Source organism: Stenotrophomonas sp. 21LCFQ19, assembly GCF_056861425.1.
This window is the reverse complement of the sequence record NZ_JBSPUF010000005.1, coordinates 202,107-220,477: the sequence shown is the minus strand read 5'-3', so window position 1 is coordinate 220,477 and position 18,371 is coordinate 202,107. Positions and strand designations below refer to the sequence as shown.

Here is an 18,371-nt window from a genome sequence, read left to right as displayed (position 1 = left end):
ATGACTTCACGCATAGTTGCAGCCAGTTTGCTGATAGGTGCCTTGAGCGGCTGCGTCACCACGCCCGCGCCCGACATCCGCCGTAGTGCCGTGCCGGATGTACGCACGCCGGGCCCCGGCGAGGCGGCACATACCAATCCATTGAGTATCGAAGAAGCGCCCAAGCCCGATGACAACCAGGGCCGGGCGGTGATCCGGCGTGGCAATGGCACGGTGATCAACCGCGCGGCCGCCTCGGCACCGGCCCCCGCCTTGACCGCCGCTGGCAACGGCACGGCGGTGTTCAACTTCGAGGGCGAGTCGGTACAGGCGGTCACCAAGGCCATCCTCGGTGACATGCTTGGCCAGAACTACGTCATTGCCCCGACCGTGCAGGGCACGGTAACCCTGGCCACGCCCAAGCCGGTGTCGCCGGCACAGGCGCTGAACCTGCTGGAGATGGTGCTGGGCTGGAACAACGCCCGCCTGATCTACAGCGGTGGCCGCTACAACGTGGTGCCGGCCGACCAGTCGCTGGCGGGTACGGTCGCGCCGAGCACCGCACCGGCCTCGGCCGCGCGTGGCTATGAAGTTCGGGTGGTGCCGCTGCAGTACATCTCGGCCAGCGAGATGAAGAAGGTGCTGGAACCTTATGCGCGGCCCAACGCGATTGTCGGCGTCGACGGCTCCCGCAACGTGATCACCTTGGGCGGCACCCGCACCGAACTGGAAAACTATCTGCGCACGGTCGAGATCTTCGACGTCGATTGGCTGTCGGGCATGTCGGTGGGCGTGTTCCCGATCCAGTCCGGACGCGCCTCACAGGTGGCCAGTGACCTTGAGAAGGTGTTTGGCGAGGCCAGCAAGACACCCAGCGCCGGCATGTTCCGTTTCATGCCGCTGGACAACGCCAATGCGGTGCTGGTCATCACCCCGCAGGCGCGCTACCTGGACCAGATCCAGCAGTGGCTGGACCGCATCGACAGTGCCGGTGGCAGCGCCCGCCTGTTCTCCTATGAACTGAAATACATCAAGGCCAAGGATCTGGCGGACCGCTTGGCCGAAGTGTTTGGTGCTGGCAGTGGCTCGCGTGGGGGGCAGAGTGGTGCCGCTTCGCTGGCACCGGGCGCCAGTGCAGTCAGCCTGCAAGGCGGCACCGTCGATCCATCGGCCAGCGCCGACGACAACCTCGGTGACGGCGGCGGTTCGTTCGGCAAAAGCGATGGCGCAGGCGGTGCTAGCGGCAGCAGCGGCATGGGCGAGGGCATGGCCTTGCCGCAGCGCAGCTCGGGCAATGGCAGCGTGACCCTGGAAGTGGAAGGCGACCGCGTCGGTGTTTCCGCCGTCGAGGAAACCAATACCTTGTTGGTGCGCAGCACACCGCAAGCCTGGCGTTCGATCCGCGAAGTAGTGGAAAAGCTCGACGTGATGCCGATGCAGGTACATATCGAGGCGCAGGTGGCCGAGGTCGCCTTGAGCGGTGACCTGAGCTACGGCGTCAACTGGTACTTCGAGCAGGCGGTGAACACGCCGGTTGCCGACGGCGGCGCCGGCCTGCCGTCAGCCCTCGGGCGCGGTATCTGGGGTGATATCGCCGGCTCGTTGATTCCCGGTGATGGCAAGGGCGGCGGCGGGCTGAGCTGGACCTTCCTCGGCAAGAACGCCGCCGCGGTGATCACCGCGCTGGATCAGGTAACCGATGTACGCCTGTTGCAGACACCGTCGCTGTTCGTGCGCAACAACGCGGTGGCCACGTTGAACGTGGGCAGCAAGATCCCGGTGTATTCGGTGTCGGTGTCCGGCATCAGCGACAACCAGTACGCTCAGGTGCAGTACCTGGAAACCGGCACGATCCTCAAGGTGCGTCCGCGTGTCACCCGTGACGGCATGGTGTTCCTGGACATCGTGCAGGAAGTCAGCTCGCCTGAAGGTGAGCCTGATGACAACGGCAACGTACGCATCAACACCCGCCGCATGAAGACCGAAGCGGCGGTAAATGCTGGTGATACGGTGATGCTGGCCGGCCTGATCGAGGACAGCGCCACCAAGGGCTCATCCGGCTTGCCCGGTTTGAGTCGACTACCGGTGATCGGTGGCCTGTTCGGTCGCAAGACCCAAAGCAGCCGACGCAGCGAAGTGATCGTACTGCTGACCCCGACCATCGTTCGCAATCCGCAGGAAGCACGCAATCTCACCGACGAGTACGGCAGCAAGTTCCGCGCGCTGGATCCGATCAACGCACCCAAGGGGCGCTGAGCATGGCGCTGCCGGTCATCCTGCTGCCGGTGGGTGTGGACGACGCGGCGCTTGATGCCTGCTTGGCGGCATTGGAGAAGCACACACCGGCCGGAACGCCGGTGTGGTTGGCCGACGATGGCCAGAGCGGCCCGCGCGGGCAGGTGGTGATCGAGCACTGGCTTGCCAGCACCCGCCTGCAGGCCGAGTACACGCGCCGTCCACGTCCGATCGGCGAAGCCGCGCATCTGGACGAGATGCTGAAGGCCTGTGGCGACGCCGATGTCGCCGTGCTGGCGCCCGATGCCTTGCCGATGGCTGGTTGGCTGCAGCAGCTCAGCGACTGCCTGGCGCGTGACGCCTCCATTGCCACCGCCACGCCGTGGAGCAATGCCGGCGAAGCCGTATCGTGGCCACGTGCCGGCGAACTCAATCCGCTGCCTGCCGATCCGGCGCGGCTGCTGCAGGCATTGGCGGCAATGCCCTTGCTGCAGCCCGAGCTGCCCTCGGCAGTCACCCACGCGGTGCTGATCCGCGGTAGCGCGCGTCGCCGTGCTGGTGGACTGGATATCCACAGCTACGGCTCGTGGTACGCCGCGCTGGTGGACCTGAGCCTGCGCATGAGCGGGCTGGGTTGGCGCAACGTGCTGTGTGACAACGCCTTCGTTGGCCGCCACAGCGAAGGTCGGCCGGCCGAAGGCGACATGGAAGTGCTGGCCAATCGCTGGCCGGTGTGGACCGCGCGGCTGGCCGCATTCCTGATGAACGACCCGCTCCATGCCCACCGCCAGCAACTGCAGCAGTTGTGCGAGCAGGCGATAATGCCGCAAGCCCAGCCCGATCTGTTCGACGCCTGTGGTTCCCTTCCAGGCGCGGAGCCGGTGTGAGCGATTCGATTGCGGTGGTAGTGGTCAGTTACCAGAGTGCAAGCACCTTGGATGAGTGCCTGCAGCGTCTGCGCGCCGCCGCCGATGTTGCCGAGATACGGGTGGTCGACAACGAATCGTGTGATGGCTCGCTGGCGATCGCACAGCGCCATGCGCTGGCCGACAGCCGTGTGCGCTTCATCGCCAATCCTGACAATCCCGGCTTTGCCACCGCCTGCAACCAGGGCGCAAGCGAATGCCATTCGCCGTGGCTGGCCTTCGTCAATCCGGATCTGATGGTCGAGCCGCAGACCCTGGCGCGTTTGCGCGATCTTGGCCGGCCATTGGGCGATTGCCTGCTCGGCGTGGAGCAGGTGGACGAGGACGGCGCCGCTGATCCAGCGGTACGCCGCCGCGACCCGGACTTCGCCGCGATGCTGCGTAACCCCGGCGCGGGCTCGCGGCTGGCGGTGCAGGTGGACCATTCGGCAGCGTTGCAGCAGGTGCAGGCCTTGTCGGGTGCGCTGTTGCTGATGCCGCGTGGCTTGTTCGACCGCCTGCAGGGCTGGGACGCAGGCTACCGGCTGCATGCCGAAGACCTGGATCTATGCCGGCGCGCACGCCAGGCCGGCGCGGTGGTGGCCATCGCCAATGATCTGAAGGTGCTGCATGTGCGCGGCGTATCCAGCCGTTCGCGGCCGTTCTTCGTGGAGTGGCACAAGCATCGCGGCCTGTGGCGTTACTTCCGAAAATTCGAAGCCAGCCAGCGCAGCCTGCCGGTGAGGGCAGGGGTGTGGTGTGCGATCTGGGCGCATGCGGCGTTGCAGGTGCCGCGGTTGTTGTTGAGATAGGTTTGGATATTGGGGTGTTGGGGCATTCAAAGCACCCCTCCCCAGCCCTCCCCTTGGCTGCGCCAAAGGGAGGGAGCAATGCACGCTTCTGCCCCCTCCCTTGCGCACCGCGCAGGGGAGGGTTGGGGAGGGGTGCTCTTCGAGAAGACGCCATCAGCCCTAAGCCCCTTGCCCGCCACAGACCATGAACAAGCAGCCGTGCCAGCCTGAACCCGAGCCTCCAGCCAGCGCATAATGCCGGGCATGATCATCCAATCCCTGCTCGACACCGACCTCTACAAATTCACGATGATGCAGGCGGTACTGCACCAGTACCCGGGCGCCATCGTCCAGTACCGGTTCAAATGCCGTACGCCGGGGATTGACCTGGCCGCGTACATGGACGAGATCAGTACCGAGATCGATCATCTGTGCAGCCTGCGCTTCACCGCCGATGAGTTGGAATACATGCGTCGGCTGCGCTTCGTGAAGCCGGACTTCGCCGATTTCCTCGGCCTGTTCCACCTGGATCGCAAGTACATCAGCCTGCGTGCATCGGAAACCGTGCCGGGTGAGATCGAGCTGGATATCACCGGGCCGTGGTTGCACACCATCATGTTCGAAGTACCGTTGCTGGCGATCATCAACGAAGTCTGGTTCCGCAACACCACCACCGCTGATTTCGCCGAAGGCGAGCGCCGCCTGCAGGCCAAGACTGCGTTGCTGCGCGATACCGTCGGCTTCGAGAACTGCCGCATCGCCGATTACGGCAGCCGCCGTCGCTACTCGCGGCAATGGCATGGCACCATGCTGCCGATGCTGCGTGACGCGCTGGGCCCGCAGTTCGTCGGCACCAGCAACGTGTACTTCGCGCGCATGTACGGCATGACCCCACACGGCACCATGGCGCATGAGTACCTGCAGGCATTCCAGGCGCTGGGCCCGCGCCTGCGCGATTCGCAGGTGGCGGCGTTGGAGTCCTGGGCGCGCGAGTACCGCGGCGATCTGGGCATTGCCTTGTCCGATGTGGTCGGGCTGGACGCCTTCCTGCGCGACTTCGACATGTACTTCTGCAAGCTGTTTGATGGTGTGCGCCATGACTCCGGCGACCCGGTTGCGTGGGGTGACCGCATGCTGGCCCATTTCAAGGCCAATCGCGTTGACCCGACCAGCAAGGTACTGGTGTTCAGCGATGGCTTGAACATCGAGAAGGTGATGCAGCTGTACGACCACTTCCGTGGCCGCTGCCAGGTTGCCTTCGGTGTTGGTACGCACCTGACCAACGACCTGGGCCCGACGCCGCTGAACATCGTCATCAAGATGGTCCGCTGCAACGGTCAGCCGGTGGCCAAGCTCAGTGATTCGCCCGGCAAGAGCATGTGTGATGATCCGGGCTACCTGTCGTATCTGCGGCAGGTGTTTGAGCTGGAGCGATGATGTCCCCGATCGAGGACATCATCGTTGCTCGTTTTGATCTGGTTTGAGCCAGGGTCGAGCCGGCATCACGGGTAGTTGATGACAACCAGGTAGCTGCTTGCCGATGTTGGCTGCTGCAATGTATCCAGTCGATACTGTTGCGAGAACACCCGTGCGTCGGAATGCAGAGTCGACTTGCTCAGCGCACGCTTGGTCAGGACGCTGTTGCCAGGTGCTGAACTGTCCATTTCCATCGTGGATACACTTACCTCTGCACCCAAGGCTGCCAATGGACAGCCTTCCAGGCGCAGTTGTTGCTGGGCTACTGCAAGGCTGGTGTTGCAGCCGGGATCAACGATGCGACCACTGAAGCGGATGGAGCCGGAACTGGCATGTGCCAAGCTGGTGAGCGTAACCATTGCCACACCCAGTAGAAGATATCGGGTCATGGCGGTTCTCCGCGTTGAGGGACTTCAGTAGGCACCATTCGCGCGTCATCCATAAGTGGCAAATAGTTGTTCTGCCAGCCGCGATCACGCGCTGATCGTGATCAACATCAATCTTGATATTGCCTTTGCGTGTCGGCCTGCGAAGTCGCAGCGATGGCATCGCCGAGTAGTGCCGCTACTTCGCACTGTACCTCGCGTTGCGCAAAACATATGCGTGCTGAACATGCATTGTGTTCGCTTCGGTTGGATGCTTCAAATCACAAATTTCGTGAAGCAAGTCACGATCCGTGACGGTAACGTGCGGCCCTGGGTTGATGGATTGCCATTGGCCTTGACACGGATGCAACGCAAGGATGGGCTTGAGTCCGCAGCACACCTTGCTTTCTCCTCCGCCTCTTACTTTCCCAGGGTTGGATACAAGCAATGCGCGCTATCAATTTTTTTCCCGTTCTCCTGTTGGCCGCGGCACCGTTCGCCGCCAACGCCGTCGATGGCACCATCACCTTCAACGGTGAGGTAACCGACAAGACCTGTACCATCGTGACGCCGCAAGGCAAGGACTTCACCGTCACGTTGCCTACCGTTTCCAGCAGCACTTTGGCTGCCGCCGGACAGGTGGCAGGCCGCACGCCCTTCTCGATCAATCTCTCCGACTGCAATCCTGGCAACGTGGCTACGTACTTTGAGCCGGGTGCGACGATTGACCTTGGCACTGGTCGTTTGAACAACGTGGCAACGACCACCGGTGCAACACAGGTGCAGTTGCAGCTGCTGGGCAGCAACAATCAGTTCCTGCCGGTGGTGACTGCCGGTGCGGGCAGCACCCAGGCCAACTCGCAGTGGGTGACGGTGAATGCCGGCGGCTCTGCCGACCTGAACTATTTCGTCGAGTACTACGCGACCGGTGCATCCACACCCGGCGAAGTCACCAGCAGCGTGAAGTACACGATCATCTACAACTGATCCCTGGCTATTGCATCGCCGGCCGGATAGTCCGCCGGCGGTGTTTCATTCGGATGCACTTTCTGTGATGAAGTTTTTTTCCATATGGATGCTGCTGGGCGGACTTGGACTGTTGCTTCCATCACAGGTGCTGGCAGGCGTGGTTGTCAACGGTACGCGTGTGGTCTATCCCGCACAGGCACGCGAAGTGACGGTGCAGATAGACAACGTTGGTGACTCGCCATCATTGGTCCAGGCGTGGGTGGATGCTGGCGATCAGGCGCAGACCGCCGAGAACAGCGATGCCCCCTTCATGTTGACGCCACCAATCAGCAGGGTGGAGCCCGGGCGCAGCCAGGCATTGCGCCTGGTTTTTACCGGTGCTGACCTGCCTGCTGACCGCGAGTCGGTGTTCTGGCTCAACGTTCTGGATGTGCCGCCCTCACCGCAGGCAGATGGCGAGGAGCAGAACTATCTTCAGGTGGCATTCCGCTCACGGATAAAGTTGTTCTATCGGCCACAAGGCCTTTCCGGTAGCGCCAACCAAGCTCCTGCGGCATTGCATTGGCAGCGCGATGCTGGCGCTCTACGGGTCCGAAACACAACGCCGTATCACGTGACGTTGGCGGAGGTGTACGCCCGCGAAGGCGGAGTTGAACGCAGCCTGGAGCGCCAGGGGAAGATGGTTGGTCCTTTGCAGGATCTGCGGTTTGAAATCGTTGGAAACGTCGACCAGGTGCGCTTTGTCAGCATCAATGATTACGGCGGACGCATGGAGTACACGGTCAGCGTCGACGCAGGCGGTTGAGCCGGAGTGTGAAAGGCGAGGTGGCCTTGTGTCAGTTGTCGCGCAATCGTCCTGAAGGAATGTCAGTGTGAGTGATAACAGATTGGCAAACTCCATACGATGCGTGCTTGTTGGCAGCCCAGTGACCTGGCTTGTGCGCATATGCACGACCACAATCGTGGCGAGTCCGGCAGTGCTGTGGGCTGCTCCGGAAGCAACGGCAAACCTTGGCGAACCGGTATCGACTGCCGCTATGGCACCTGCGCCTGTGCAGGCGCAGTTCGACGCTGATTTCCTTTCCGGCACGGGCCAGAAGGTGGATCTTTCCGCCTTCATCAACGGCAATCCAATGGTCGCGGGAACCTATCGTGTGGATATCTATGTCAATGGCAGTTGGCAGGGACGTCGTGATCTGCAGTTCAAGGCCGATCGTGATGGTGCCGTGGGTGCCTGCCTCGGCCTGCCATTGCTTGAGGAGCTGGGTGTGGATACCTCGCAGTTGACGGAGCCGGCGCAGCCATCGGTTGATGTCGATGGTTGCGTGCAGATACAGCAGCGCATGGCCAACGCATTCGGCAGTTACGACAGTGCAGACCTCCGTTACGACGTGAGTATTCCGCAAGCCTTCCTGCGCCGCGAGGCCCGTGGCTACGTCAATCCGGCGCTGTGGGATCGTGGCATCAACGCTGCATTTGTGGGCTACAGCTTCAATGCAATGGACAGTGATATCCGGCTGGCAGGCGGGGATCGCAACCGCAATGCCTATCTTGGCTTGAACATGGGCGTGAACCTCGCTGGGTGGCAATTCCGCCAAGACGCCAACCTGACCTGGAATGAAGCTGATCGCGACGGCAGCCATTGGCAGCGCATTGCCACCTATGCGCAACGTGGGATTCCAAAGGTTCGCGGCATGCTGACCGTTGGTGAGTCCTTCAGCAACGGTGAGTTGTTCGATTCGGTGGGCTATCGCGGTATCAGCCTGGCCAGCGATGATCGCATGCTGCCTGACTCGCTGCGTGGCTATGCACCTGTCGTGCGTGGTATCGCCGAAACCAATGCGCGGGTGGAGATCCGCCAGAACCAGCAATTGATCTATTCGGCGACGGTGTCGCCGGGCGCCTTTGTGATCGAGGATCTCTACCCCACGGGGTATGGCGGTGACCTTGAGGTCACTGTTGTCGAGGCCGATGGGCGTCAAAGGGCGTTCAAGGTGCCATTCGGATCGGTGTCGCAGATGCTGCGCCCTGGTGTATCGCGATATGCGTTGACCGCAGGACAGGTCCGCGATGAGCGCTTGCTGGATGAGCCATGGCTGTTGCAGGGCACTTACCAGCGCGGCATCGGCAATCAGCTGACGCTTTACGCCGGTACTGCGCTGAGTGAGGGCTATAGCTCGCTCTTGTACGGAGCAGGTGTATCGACAACGATTGGTGCGTTTGCCGCTGATGTCACCCATGCTCGTACCGAGCTGGAACAGACAGGCAGGCGCCAAGGATCGAGCGTGCGTGTGAGCTACAGCACCTTGTTTGGCGACACCGGCACCAACCTTACACTTGCCGCCTATCGCTACTCCACACGCGGGTTCTACAGCCTGCAGGATGCGTTGTACGCGCGTGATGCGATCGACCGGGGCTTCAGTGCGCTGCCCGCCGGACGCCAACGCAGCCAATTCCAGTTGACCCTCAACCAGCCGCTTGGGCAACGCTGGGGCGCCCTGTACCTCACCGGCGCGGTACGTGATTTCTACGATCTTCCCGGCAGCAATACGCAGTATCAACTGGGTTACAACAACGCATGGCGTTCGCTCAATTTCGGACTCTCGGCGCTGCGCACCGAGGATGGTCAGTTCGGCAACAAGGATACGCAGTACCTGTTGAGCGTGAGCTTGCCACTTGGGCGAAAGGGGCGGCCGCTGTCGCTCAGTGCCGATCTTGGGCTGCGTGAGCACGGTGGCTATGACAACAGCCGCGTCGGCATCACCGGCAGCACCGGGCCGGAGAACAGCCTCAACTATGGCGTCGCCCTGTCCGATGGTCGTGTTGGAGGAACCACCGGAATTGCCAATGCCAACTATCAAGGCCGCCATGCGGCGCTCAATGCTTCGTACGGCTATTCCAAGGATTTCCGCCAGCTATCTGTGGGGGCTGCTGGTAGTTTCGTCGCGCACGCCGGTGGCGTGACGTTGAGCCCGCAGCGCGGTGAGACGATGGTCGTGGTCCAGGCCGAGGGGGCGCGTGATGCGCGCCTGACCAGTGCCGCAGGCTTGCGCATCGATGGCAGGGGATATGCGGTGGTTCCTTACGCCGCACCGTACCGGCTTACAACGATTACCTTGGATCCGCAGGACATGTCGCGCGAAGTCGAGTTGGACAGCAGCAGTCAATCGGTGGCGCCGTATGCCGGTGCGATCAGCTTCCTGCGTTTCGAGACGCGCAAAGGGCGGGCGTTGCTGATCCAGGTGCGTGGCGCGGATGGTCAGTTGCTGCCCTTTGGTGCGCAGGCCAAGGATGCGCAGGGGCAGCCGGTGGGCATGGTCGGTCAGGCCGGACGCCTGTACCTGCGCAGTGAGCAGGGCCGGGGACACCTGCAGCTTGCCTGGGGCGGGGCGGTCGATCAGCAATGCAGCTTTGACTATCAGTTGCCCGCGGCTGCTGAAGCGGAGACGCAGTCGGTGGGTTTCATCAAGTTGGAGGCAATATGTCGCTGACCAATGTGGCGTGGTGCAAGCCGTATCAGCTTGCCGGTGCACTTGTCGGCTTGCTGCTGGCGTCGGGCGCACAGGCCCGGTGTGCGCTCAATCCGGGGACGTTCGTGCCCCAGGATGTGCAGATGGACATGGGCCAGGTGGTGATTCTGCCAAGCGTGCCGGTGGGAGGACTGATCAAGGAGTTGGTGGTCGCGATCAACGAGCGTGCTGGTGTTGCGCAATGCAATGGCGGAGGCAGCGCGATTGGCATCTTCAACAACGCCGCGCAGGCCACACGGGTGCCGGGTCTCAGTGACGTATATGCCACCGACGTTGCAGGTGTCGGCATCCGTGTCTACCGTGACTCGGGAGCGGTCAAGGCCTTCTATCCGCATACCTTGTTGTTACCGAACTCCAGTAATGTGCGGCTTGCCGCTGGCACGTTTCGCGTGGAGTTGATCAAGACGGCGGCGGTTACCGGTTCAGGGCTGATTGCTCCACCTGGCAGGTTCACGACGTATTACTTTGATGGTGATGGAGCAGGCCGGCCGGTGCTTGTTTCCACCTTCCGCGGCAGCGGAACGACCGTGGTCAACGCTACCTGCTCCGTGCAGGCGGGCAGTCGCAACATTGTCGTGGATTTCGGATCGGTACCGGCCAGTGCCTTTACCGGCGTGGGTACGCGCGCGAATGATCGTGATTTCGATATCCGCCTGGATTGCCAAGGCAGCAATGTCGCCCAATTCCAGAGCCGGATCGGTATTCGACTGGACGCTGTCCAGGACAGCTCGAACCTGCCAGGTGTGCTGCCGTTGACTGCTGCCGCGGACGCGGCAGCCGGCATCGCAATTGAGATGGTACAGCGCACCGGCAGTAGTGAAAGGCAATTGCGGTTTGCCGAGAACATCGATCTCGGAACGAGCGTGTCGGGCCCCAGTACCTTGAGCTTGCCGCTACGCGCGCGCTACATCCAGACCCGTGCCGGTCGGGTGACGCCAGGCCGGGCCAATGGTGCGGCCACGTTCACCATTCAATACAACTAGCGGTTCTGGCCGGTTTCCGCAGTACCCCGCGGTCCGGGCGCTGGCAGGCCGGCAGGGCGTCTGCGGGTCCGCCGTGCCGGGCAGTGCCGGTCCTGAGTTGCGGTCGGCCTGGTTCCGAATGACCGTGGCGTAGCGTATTGGCATCGTTCTAGAATGCCAGCTTGTCATCAAAGGGGGCCATGCATGGGGATGCAGGTCGACACCAGCTGTATCAACTGTAATCACGCGGTAGCCGGGCGTGATCAAAAGTATTGCCCCAATTGCGGCCAGCCCACGCCGGCGCACCGCATCGATTGGCATTTCCTTGGCCATGAGCTGGAGCACAGCGTGCTGCACATGGACCGGGGCATCCTGTATTCGCTCAAGCAGCTGATGGGCCGGCCGGGTCCGCTGTTGCGTGATTACATCGAGGGAAGACGCGGCAACCAGGTCAAGCCACTGCTGCTGATCACGATGATGTCGGCGGCGGTGCTGCTGTTGAATCGCCTGCTCGTCGGCACCAGCATCGTCGACGGCGGTGCATCCGAAGCACTGCTTGCTGGCCAGACATTGCCGGCTGAGATGCAGCGCTTCATGGATGCCTCGCGCACTGTCGGTGCCTGGATCGAGTCCCATTTCGCGGCGTTCACGTTGATGTTGCTGCCGATCGAGGCCTTGGTGTTCCGGGTGGTCTTCAACCGCTACAGCAAGCTGAACTATCCGGAGTGGCTGGTGATCACCACGCTGCTGACCGTGCAGACCTTCGTCATCTGGACCGTACTGGTGCTGCTGCACCGCTGGGTGCCGCATACCCAGGCGCTGGCCGGCGCGTTGGGCATGATCTACATCGTGGTTTCGCTGGTGCAGTTCTTCAAGCAGCAGCCGATCTGGTCGACCGTGTGGCGCAGCGTGTTGGCGCTGGGGGTTTTCTCGGTGGCCAGCGGGGTGCTTGTGTTCGCAGGGACCGTTGCCGTGATGGGGCTTGGCTGACGTGCCAGTGCTGACACCGGGCCGGTGTCCTGCAGTCACTCCAGCGCGTAACGCAGCACGAACAGGCTCGCCACCAACCACACTGCCGGGTGCACTTCACGCCAGCGGCCGGTACCCGCCTTCAGCGCTGCATAGGCGATGAAGCCGAAGGCCAGGCCGTTGGCGATGGAGTAGGTGAACGGCATCGCCAGTGCACACAGCGCAGCGGGCACCGACTCGGTCAGGTCATCCCATTTCACTTCCACTAGTTCGCGCAGCATCAGCCCGGCGACGAACAGCAGTGCCGGCGCGGTGGCATAGGACGGCACCATCGCCGCCAGCGGCGAGAACAGCAGCGCCGCCAGGAACAGCGCGGCAACCACCAATGCGGTCAGGCCGGTGCGGCCGCCCACCTGCACACCGGAGGCGCTTTCGGCAAAGGCGGTGGTGGAGCTGGTGCCCAGCAGCGAGCCGGCGACAATCGCGCTGCTGTCGGCCAGCAGGGCACGGCTGAAGCGCTTCTTGCCATCTTCCAGTTTCAGCAGCCCGGCGCGGCCAAGTACGCCGTACAAGGTGCCGGTGGCATCGAATACTTCCACCAGCACGAACACCAGCACCACCTGCAGCAACACCGCCAGCGGCGCACCGCCGTCGTGATGCAGCAGGCCAGGCAGGTCCAGCTGCAGGAAGGTCGGGGCCAGGCTCGGCGGCAGCGAGACGATGCCCTGGTACTGCACCGAGCCGATCGCCCAGCCAATGCCGGTGACGGCGAGGATGCCGATCAGGATGGCGCCGCGCACCTTGCGCGCTTCGAGGATGGCGATCAGCAGGAAGCCGGCCAGGGCCAGCAGTGGAGGGGCGGTATTGAGCGGGCCGAGCGTGAGCATGGTGTCTTCATTGGCAACGATCACGTTCGATTTCTGCAACGCGATGATGGCCAGGAACAGGCCAATGCCGGCCACGATTGCCGAGCGCAGCGAGGCGGGAATACCGGCCACCAGCCAGGCGCGGATGCCGGTCAGCGACAGCACCCAGAACACGATGCCGGAAATGAAGACCGCTGCCAGCGCCTGCTGCCAGGGTAGCCCGGCAGCACCCACCACGGTGAAGGCGAAGAACGCATTCAAGCCCATGCCCGGTGCCATGCCGACCGGATAGTTGGCCGCCAGTGCCATCACCGCCGAGCCAATCGCGGCCGCCAGGCAGGTCGCCACGAACACCGCGCCCGGGTCCATGCCGGTGGTGCCGAGGATCTCTGGATTGACGAAGACGATGTAGGACATCGTCAGGAAGGTGGTGATACCGGCCAGTACCTCGGTACGGACGCTGGTGCCGTGCTGTTGCAGTTTGAAGATTCGGTCTAGCAGGGACATGGGGGAATTCCGTGGATTGCAGGCTGTGTCCTCTCGCTGGGTTGGAGAGGGGGCCGGAGGCGGGAGCGGGGCGTGCTGCCATCCGTCGCAGGAACCGAAAACGGAGTCCTGCCTTTTCTTCTCCCGCATGCGGGAGAAGGTGCCCCGAAGGGGCGGATGAGGGGGGGCTTCACCCGCTCTTCAGCTCTTTGCGCTTTTCTGACCAAAGCAAACGATGGCAGTTTCCTGCGCAGAGCTTGCCCTCACCCCAACCCCTCTCCCGTGAACGGGAGAGGGGCTTTGAAGCGAAGAGCGCGCTGTTCGGCGCCGTCGCCAAAAGCAGACGGCCGCACTGGGCGGCCGTCTGTCGGGTATTACTTCAGTGCCTTGAAACGCAGGCGCTTGGGACCGGCATCGTCGCCGAGGCGACGCTTCTTGTCCTCTTCGTACTCGCGGTAGTTGCCCTGGAAGAACTCGACGTGCGAGTCACCTTCGAAGGCAATAATGTGCGTGGCGATGCGATCCAGGAACCAGCGGTCATGCGAAATGACGAAGGTGTTGCCCGGGAACTCCAGCAACGCATCTTCCAGCGCACGCAGGGTTTCGATGTCCAGGTCGTTGGACGGTTCGTCGAGCAGCAGCACGTTGCCACCCTGCAGCAGGGTCTTGGCCATGTGCAGGCGGCCACGCTCACCACCGGACAGCGAGCCGACCAACTTCTGCTGGTCTTGCCCCTTGAAGTTGAAGCGGCCGATGTAGGCACGCGACTGGATCTCGACACCGTTGATGTTGAGGATGTCCAGGCCGCCAGCAATCTCCTGGAACACGTTGTGGTTGCCGGTCAGCGCGTCGCGGCTCTGGTCGACGTAGGACAGTTTGACGGTCGGGCCGACCACGATCTCGCCCGAATCCGGCTTTTCCAGGCCGGTGATCATCTTGAACAGGGTCGACTTACCGGCACCGTTCGGGCCGATGATGCCGACGATGGCACCCGGCGGGATGATCATCGACAGGTTGTCGAACAGCAGGCGCTCGCCGAACTTCTTGGAGACGTTCTTGAACTCCATCACCGAGTTGCCCAGGCGCTCGCCCGGCGGGATGAAGATTTCATTGGTCTCGTTGCGCTTCTGGTAGTCAACGCTCTGCAGCTCTTCCAGGCGGGCCAGACGGGCCTTGCCCTTGGTGCGGCCACCCTTGGCGTTCTGGCGCGACCACTCCAGTTCCTTCTGGATCGCCTTCTGGCGGGCCTTTTCCTGGTTGTCTTCCTGCTTCAGGCGCTCGTCCTTCTGCTCCAACCACTGGGTGTAGTTGCCCTTCCACGGAATGCCGCGACCGCGGTCCAATTCCAGGATCCACTCGGCGGCGTTGTCCAGGAAGTAGCGATCATGGGTGACGGCCACCACGGTGCCGGTGTAGCGCGCCAGGAACTGCTCCAGCCATTCCACCGACTCAGCGTCGAGGTGGTTGGTCGGTTCGTCGAGCAGCAGCATGTCCGGCTTCTGCAGCAGCAGGCGGCACAGGGCCACGCGGCGCTTTTCACCGCCGGACAGGTTGCCGATCACCGCGTCCCACGGCGGCAGGCGCAGCGCGTCGGCGGCCACGTCCAGCTGGTTCTCCAACGTGTGCGCATCGCCGGCGGCCAGGATGGCTTCCAGTCGTTCCTGTTCCTTGGCCAGCGCGTCGAAATCGGCGCCTTCCTCGGCATAGGCGTCGTAGATCTTGTCCAACGCGGCTTGGGCCTGCAGCACTTCGCCCACGCCTTCCTCGACCGCTTCACGCACGGTCTGGGCCGGATCCAGGCGCGGTTCCTGCTCCAGGTAGCCGACCTTGATGCCGGCCTGCGGGCGGGCCTCGCCCTCGAAATCGGTGTCCACGCCGGCCATGATCTTCAGCACGGTGGACTTGCCGGCGCCATTCAGGCCCAGCAGGCCGATCTTGGCACCGGGGAAGAACGACAGCGAGATGTCCTTGATGATCTGCCGCTTGGGCGGGACCACCTTGCTGACGCGGTTCATGGTGTAGATGTATTGCGAGGACATGACGTCTCCGTAGCGCACGCCTGCGCCCGGTCCAGTGAGGACAGAGCCAAAGGCAAAAGGGAATCCCCGATTATAACCGGAACCCCGGCATAGCCGCCGGAGGCGGGTGGGGCGCTTGCTGATTTATGAATGGGAAAGGCCGTAACCGTTTCCAGCCGGAAACCGTTCAGATCAAGTGAGCATCATGGAAACCGTCCACCAACCCAGTGAGGGCCACCCATGAAGATGAACCGCTTTGTTGTCGCTGCGATGACCACCGTATTGGCGTTAGGTGCCACCGCCCCGGCCTTTGCGGCGGGTGACCGTGATGACCACGACCGTGGCCGCCACGGCTGGGATGACCGCGGCAGGGGCCATGATCGCGGCCGCGGCCATGACCGCCACGAGCGTCGGGACGACCGTCGCCACTACGCCAATGGCTACCGTGAGGGTTACCGCGACGCCCGCTACAATGACCGCCGCTACTACGCACCGCCGCCGCGCGTGGTGTACCGCCCGTATGGTTTCGAGCGCGGTCACCGCTACAGCAACTACTACGGCGGCCCGGTCTATGTGGTCAACGACTACAACCGTTACCACGTGCGCCGCCCGCCCTACGGTCACCGCTGGATCCGCGACGACCGCGGCAACATGCTGATGGTGGCCATCGCCACCGGCATCATCGCCGACATCGTGTTCAATCATTGAGCCAGGCTGCGGTCGGCTCCCTGGAAGGCGCCCTGCGGGGCGCCTTCTTCGTTTTCGGGTCGTGATGCTGGTTGCAGATGGCACCGACCGCTGCCGGGCCGGGGGGCGAAGGAAGCGCTACAATCAACAGCTCCCTCGCCCCCGTACCAGGAGCTGTGATGTTCCCGCGTGAAGCCCGTATCGAGTCCTACGATCCCGAGTTGGCCAAGGCCATTGCCGATGAGTGCCAGCGTCAGGAAGACCATGTCGAGCTGATTGCCAGCGAGAACTACGCCAGCCCGATGGTGATGGAAGCGCAGGGCAGCCAGCTGACCAACAAGTACGCCGAGGGTTACCCGGGCAAGCGCTACTACGGTGGCTGCGAGTACGTGGACATCGCCGAGAAGCTGGCCATCGACCGCCTGAAGCAGCTGTTCGGCGCCGATTACGCCAATGTGCAGCCGCACAGCGGCTCGCAGGCCAACCAGGCTGTCTACTTCGCGCTGCTGCAGCCGGGCGACACCATCCTGGGCATGAGCCTGGCCCATGGCGGTCACCTGACCCACGGCGCCAAGGTCAATGCCTCGGGCAAGATCTTCAATGCGATCCAGTACGGCGTGAACGAAGCCGGCCTGATCGACTATGACGAAGTCGAACGCCTGGCGCTGGAGCACAAGCCGAAGATGGTGGTGGCCGGTTTCTCCGCCTATTCGCAGGTCATCGACTGGGCGCGCTTCCGCGCCATCGCCGACAAGGTCGGTGCCTACCTGTTCGTGGACATGGCGCACGTCGCCGGTCTGGTCGCTGCCGGCGTGTACCCGAACCCGATCGAACACGCGCACGTGGTCACCTCCACCACCCACAAGACCCTGCGTGGTCCGCGTGGCGGCATCATCATTGCCAAGGGCGCTGGCGAGGAAATCGAGAAGAAGCTGCAGTCGATCGTGTTCCCGGGCATCCAGGGCGGTCCGCTGATGCACGTCATCGCCGCCAAGGCGGTGGCCTTCAAGGAAGCGCTGGAGCCGGAATTCAAGGCCTACCAGCAGCAGGTGGTGAAGAACGCCCAGGCCATGGCCACCACGCTGATCGCGCGCGGCTACAAGATCGTCTCCGGCGGCACCCAGAACCACCTGATGCTGGTCGACATGATCGGCAAGGACGTGTCCGGCAAGGACGCGGAAGCCGCGCTGGGCAAGGCCCACATCACCGTCAACAAGAACTCGGTTCCGAATGACCCGCGTTCGCCGTTCGTGACCTCGGGCCTGCGCCTGGGCACCCCGGCCATCACCACCCGTGGTTACCAGGAAGCCGACTGCGTCGCGCTGGCCAACTGGATCGCCGACGTGCTGGACGCGCCGGCCGATGAAGCCGTCATCGCCCGCGTGCGTGATGCCGTCAGCGAGCAGTGCCGCAAGTACCCGGTTTATGGCTGATCGGCGTCGGGTGTCAGCGGTTGTTGACGCCCGTTCTGCCCTGAGCTGACCGCATCACCCCGGGTTGGGCGCTTGCCCCGGCCCGGGGTTTGTTGTATCTGCGTTACAGGTTCTCCACGTCGCATGCGCGGCGCCTGATGTCCAAGGCTTGAAACATGCATTGCCCGTTCTGCCAGCACACCGATACCCGCGTGATCGACTCGCGCGTCTCCGAAGATGGTGCCACCATCCGCCGCCGCCGTGGCTGCGAAGCCTGTGGCGAACGTTTCAGCACGCTGGAAACCATCGAGCTCAAGCTGCCGGTCATCGTCAAGAGTGACGGCGGCCGCGAAGCCTTCGATGCGCGCAAGCTGCGGGTGGGCTTTGACCGCGCGCTGCAGAAGCGGCCGGTATCGGAAGAACGCATCGAGGCGGCGGTACGCGCGGTGGTGCACCAGCTGCGCATGTGCGGCGAACGCGAAGTGCCGTCGATCAAGGTCGGCGGTTTCGTGATGGACGAACTGCGCAAGCTTGATCATGTGGGCTATGTGCGCTTCGCCTCGGTCTACCGCAGCTTCGAGGACGTGGCCGATTTCCGCGACGAGATCGAGAAGCTGGAGCGTGATCATTCCAGTGACGAGGATCAGTTGCCGTTGTTGGCGCATGCGCGGGCGGAAGCCGCGCGGGCAGGCAAGAACGGCAAGCGCTGATTGCTGCGTGT

At 63.1% G+C, this 18,371-nt stretch carries 15 protein-coding genes; 12 read left to right on the top strand and 3 right to left on the bottom strand.

Annotated features, from left to right (window positions below):
* The 4 genes from gspD to pncB all read left to right on the top strand — a co-directional run bounded on the left by gspD (position 1) and on the right by pncB (position 5,347).
* On the top strand, positions 1–2,235 hold the full coding sequence (gene gspD, locus AC13FW_RS08025; protein ID WP_482988745.1) for a type II secretion system secretin GspD: 2,235 nt from the start codon (positions 1–3) through the stop codon (positions 2,233–2,235).
* A 2-nt stretch (positions 2,236–2,237) separates the two neighbouring features.
* Entirely contained in the window at positions 2,238–3,101 is an 864-nt protein-coding gene (locus tag AC13FW_RS08020; RefSeq protein ID WP_481533338.1) for a glycosyltransferase family 2 protein, read from the top strand.
* Positions 3,098–3,931, top strand: a complete 834-nt coding sequence (locus tag AC13FW_RS08015) for a glycosyltransferase family 2 protein (RefSeq protein ID WP_296249306.1) — start codon at positions 3,098–3,100, stop codon at positions 3,929–3,931. The genes AC13FW_RS08020 and AC13FW_RS08015 overlap by 4 nt, the downstream gene beginning before the upstream one ends.
* Before the next feature lie 243 nt (positions 3,932–4,174).
* Positions 4,175–5,347: a nicotinate phosphoribosyltransferase gene (pncB, locus tag AC13FW_RS08010; protein ID WP_482988744.1), complete on the top strand. Its 1,173-nt coding sequence runs from the start codon at positions 4,175–4,177 to the stop codon at positions 5,345–5,347.
* 65 nt (positions 5,348–5,412) lie between these two features.
* Here pncB and AC13FW_RS08005 read toward each other — a convergent pair whose 3' ends face one another.
* Positions 5,413–5,775: a hypothetical protein gene (locus AC13FW_RS08005; protein ID WP_482988743.1), complete on the bottom strand. Its 363-nt coding sequence runs from the start codon at positions 5,773–5,775 to the stop codon at positions 5,413–5,415.
* A gap of 423 nt (positions 5,776–6,198) precedes the next feature.
* Between AC13FW_RS08005 and AC13FW_RS08000 the strand changes: the two genes are divergently transcribed.
* The 5 genes from AC13FW_RS08000 to AC13FW_RS07980 all read left to right on the top strand — a co-directional run bounded on the left by AC13FW_RS08000 (position 6,199) and on the right by AC13FW_RS07980 (position 12,202).
* Positions 6,199–6,738 carry a fimbrial protein gene (locus AC13FW_RS08000; RefSeq protein WP_296249300.1) on the top strand — a complete coding sequence of 180 codons (540 nt, stop codon included), beginning with the start codon at positions 6,199–6,201 and terminating at the stop codon, positions 6,736–6,738.
* Between the two features lie 67 nt (positions 6,739–6,805).
* The gene (locus AC13FW_RS07995) at positions 6,806–7,525 is read left to right on the top strand and encodes a fimbrial biogenesis chaperone (RefSeq protein WP_282266297.1); all 720 of its coding nucleotides are present in this window, start codon (positions 6,806–6,808) and stop codon (positions 7,523–7,525) included.
* A gap of 232 nt (positions 7,526–7,757) precedes the next feature.
* Positions 7,758–10,211, top strand: coding sequence for a fimbria/pilus outer membrane usher protein (locus AC13FW_RS07990; RefSeq protein ID WP_482988742.1), 2,454 nt, complete (start codon positions 7,758–7,760; stop codon positions 10,209–10,211).
* On the top strand, positions 10,202–11,233 hold the full coding sequence (locus AC13FW_RS07985; protein ID WP_296249294.1) for a fimbrial protein: 1,032 nt from the start codon (positions 10,202–10,204) through the stop codon (positions 11,231–11,233). The genes AC13FW_RS07990 and AC13FW_RS07985 overlap by 10 nt, the downstream gene beginning before the upstream one ends.
* Positions 11,234–11,569: 336 nt before the next feature.
* Positions 11,570–12,202, top strand: a complete 633-nt coding sequence (locus AC13FW_RS07980; protein WP_482988773.1) for a DUF3667 domain-containing protein — start codon at positions 11,570–11,572, stop codon at positions 12,200–12,202.
* Between the two features lie 35 nt (positions 12,203–12,237).
* Here AC13FW_RS07980 and AC13FW_RS07975 read toward each other — a convergent pair whose 3' ends face one another.
* Together AC13FW_RS07975 and ettA are read right to left on the bottom strand one after the other, a co-directional pair.
* Complete coding sequence (locus tag AC13FW_RS07975) at positions 12,238–13,554, bottom strand: NCS2 family permease (protein WP_296249290.1); 1,317 nt, start codon at positions 13,552–13,554, stop codon at positions 12,238–12,240.
* A gap of 353 nt (positions 13,555–13,907) precedes the next feature.
* A complete protein-coding gene (ettA, locus tag AC13FW_RS07970) occupies positions 13,908–15,572 on the bottom strand; it encodes an energy-dependent translational throttle protein EttA (protein ID WP_482988741.1) in 1,665 nt (554 codons plus the stop codon).
* A gap of 219 nt (positions 15,573–15,791) precedes the next feature.
* Between ettA and AC13FW_RS07965 the strand changes: the two genes are divergently transcribed.
* From AC13FW_RS07965 to nrdR, 3 genes are all read left to right on the top strand, one after another.
* On the top strand, positions 15,792–16,259 hold the full coding sequence (locus AC13FW_RS07965) for an RcnB family protein (protein ID WP_481533359.1): 468 nt from the start codon (positions 15,792–15,794) through the stop codon (positions 16,257–16,259).
* A gap of 158 nt (positions 16,260–16,417) precedes the next feature.
* The gene (gene glyA, locus AC13FW_RS07960) at positions 16,418–17,671 is read left to right on the top strand and encodes a serine hydroxymethyltransferase (RefSeq protein ID WP_282266309.1); all 1,254 of its coding nucleotides are present in this window, start codon (positions 16,418–16,420) and stop codon (positions 17,669–17,671) included.
* 155 nt (positions 17,672–17,826) lie between these two features.
* On the top strand, positions 17,827–18,360 hold the full coding sequence (nrdR, locus tag AC13FW_RS07955) for a transcriptional regulator NrdR (RefSeq protein WP_282266315.1): 534 nt from the start codon (positions 17,827–17,829) through the stop codon (positions 18,358–18,360).
* The last annotated feature ends 11 nt before the right edge of the window (positions 18,361–18,371 follow it).

Coding starts and splice junctions, on each gene's coding strand:
- AC13FW_RS07985 (WP_296249294.1), top strand. CDS start 10,202: ATGTCGCTGACCAATGTGGCGTGGTGCAAGCCGTATCAGCTTGCCGGT.
- AC13FW_RS07990 (WP_482988742.1), top strand. CDS start 7,758: ATGGCACCTGCGCCTGTGCAGGCGCAGTTCGACGCTGATTTCCTTTCC.
- AC13FW_RS07975 (WP_296249290.1), bottom strand. CDS start 13,554: ATGTCCCTGCTAGACCGAATCTTCAAACTGCAACAGCACGGCACCAGC.
- AC13FW_RS07980 (WP_482988773.1), top strand. CDS start 11,570: ATGGACCGGGGCATCCTGTATTCGCTCAAGCAGCTGATGGGCCGGCCG.
- nrdR (WP_282266315.1), top strand. CDS start 17,827: ATGCATTGCCCGTTCTGCCAGCACACCGATACCCGCGTGATCGACTCG.
- gspD (WP_482988745.1), top strand. CDS start 1: ATGACTTCACGCATAGTTGCAGCCAGTTTGCTGATAGGTGCCTTGAGC.
- AC13FW_RS07965 (WP_481533359.1), top strand. CDS start 15,792: ATGAAGATGAACCGCTTTGTTGTCGCTGCGATGACCACCGTATTGGCG.
- pncB (WP_482988744.1), top strand. CDS start 4,175: ATGATCATCCAATCCCTGCTCGACACCGACCTCTACAAATTCACGATG.
- AC13FW_RS08005 (WP_482988743.1), bottom strand. CDS start 5,775: ATGACCCGATATCTTCTACTGGGTGTGGCAATGGTTACGCTCACCAGC.
- ettA (WP_482988741.1), bottom strand. CDS start 15,572: ATGTCCTCGCAATACATCTACACCATGAACCGCGTCAGCAAGGTGGTC.
- glyA (WP_282266309.1), top strand. CDS start 16,418: ATGTTCCCGCGTGAAGCCCGTATCGAGTCCTACGATCCCGAGTTGGCC.
- AC13FW_RS08020 (WP_481533338.1), top strand. CDS start 2,238: ATGGCGCTGCCGGTCATCCTGCTGCCGGTGGGTGTGGACGACGCGGCG.
- AC13FW_RS07995 (WP_282266297.1), top strand. CDS start 6,806: ATGAAGTTTTTTTCCATATGGATGCTGCTGGGCGGACTTGGACTGTTG.
- AC13FW_RS08000 (WP_296249300.1), top strand. CDS start 6,199: ATGCGCGCTATCAATTTTTTTCCCGTTCTCCTGTTGGCCGCGGCACCG.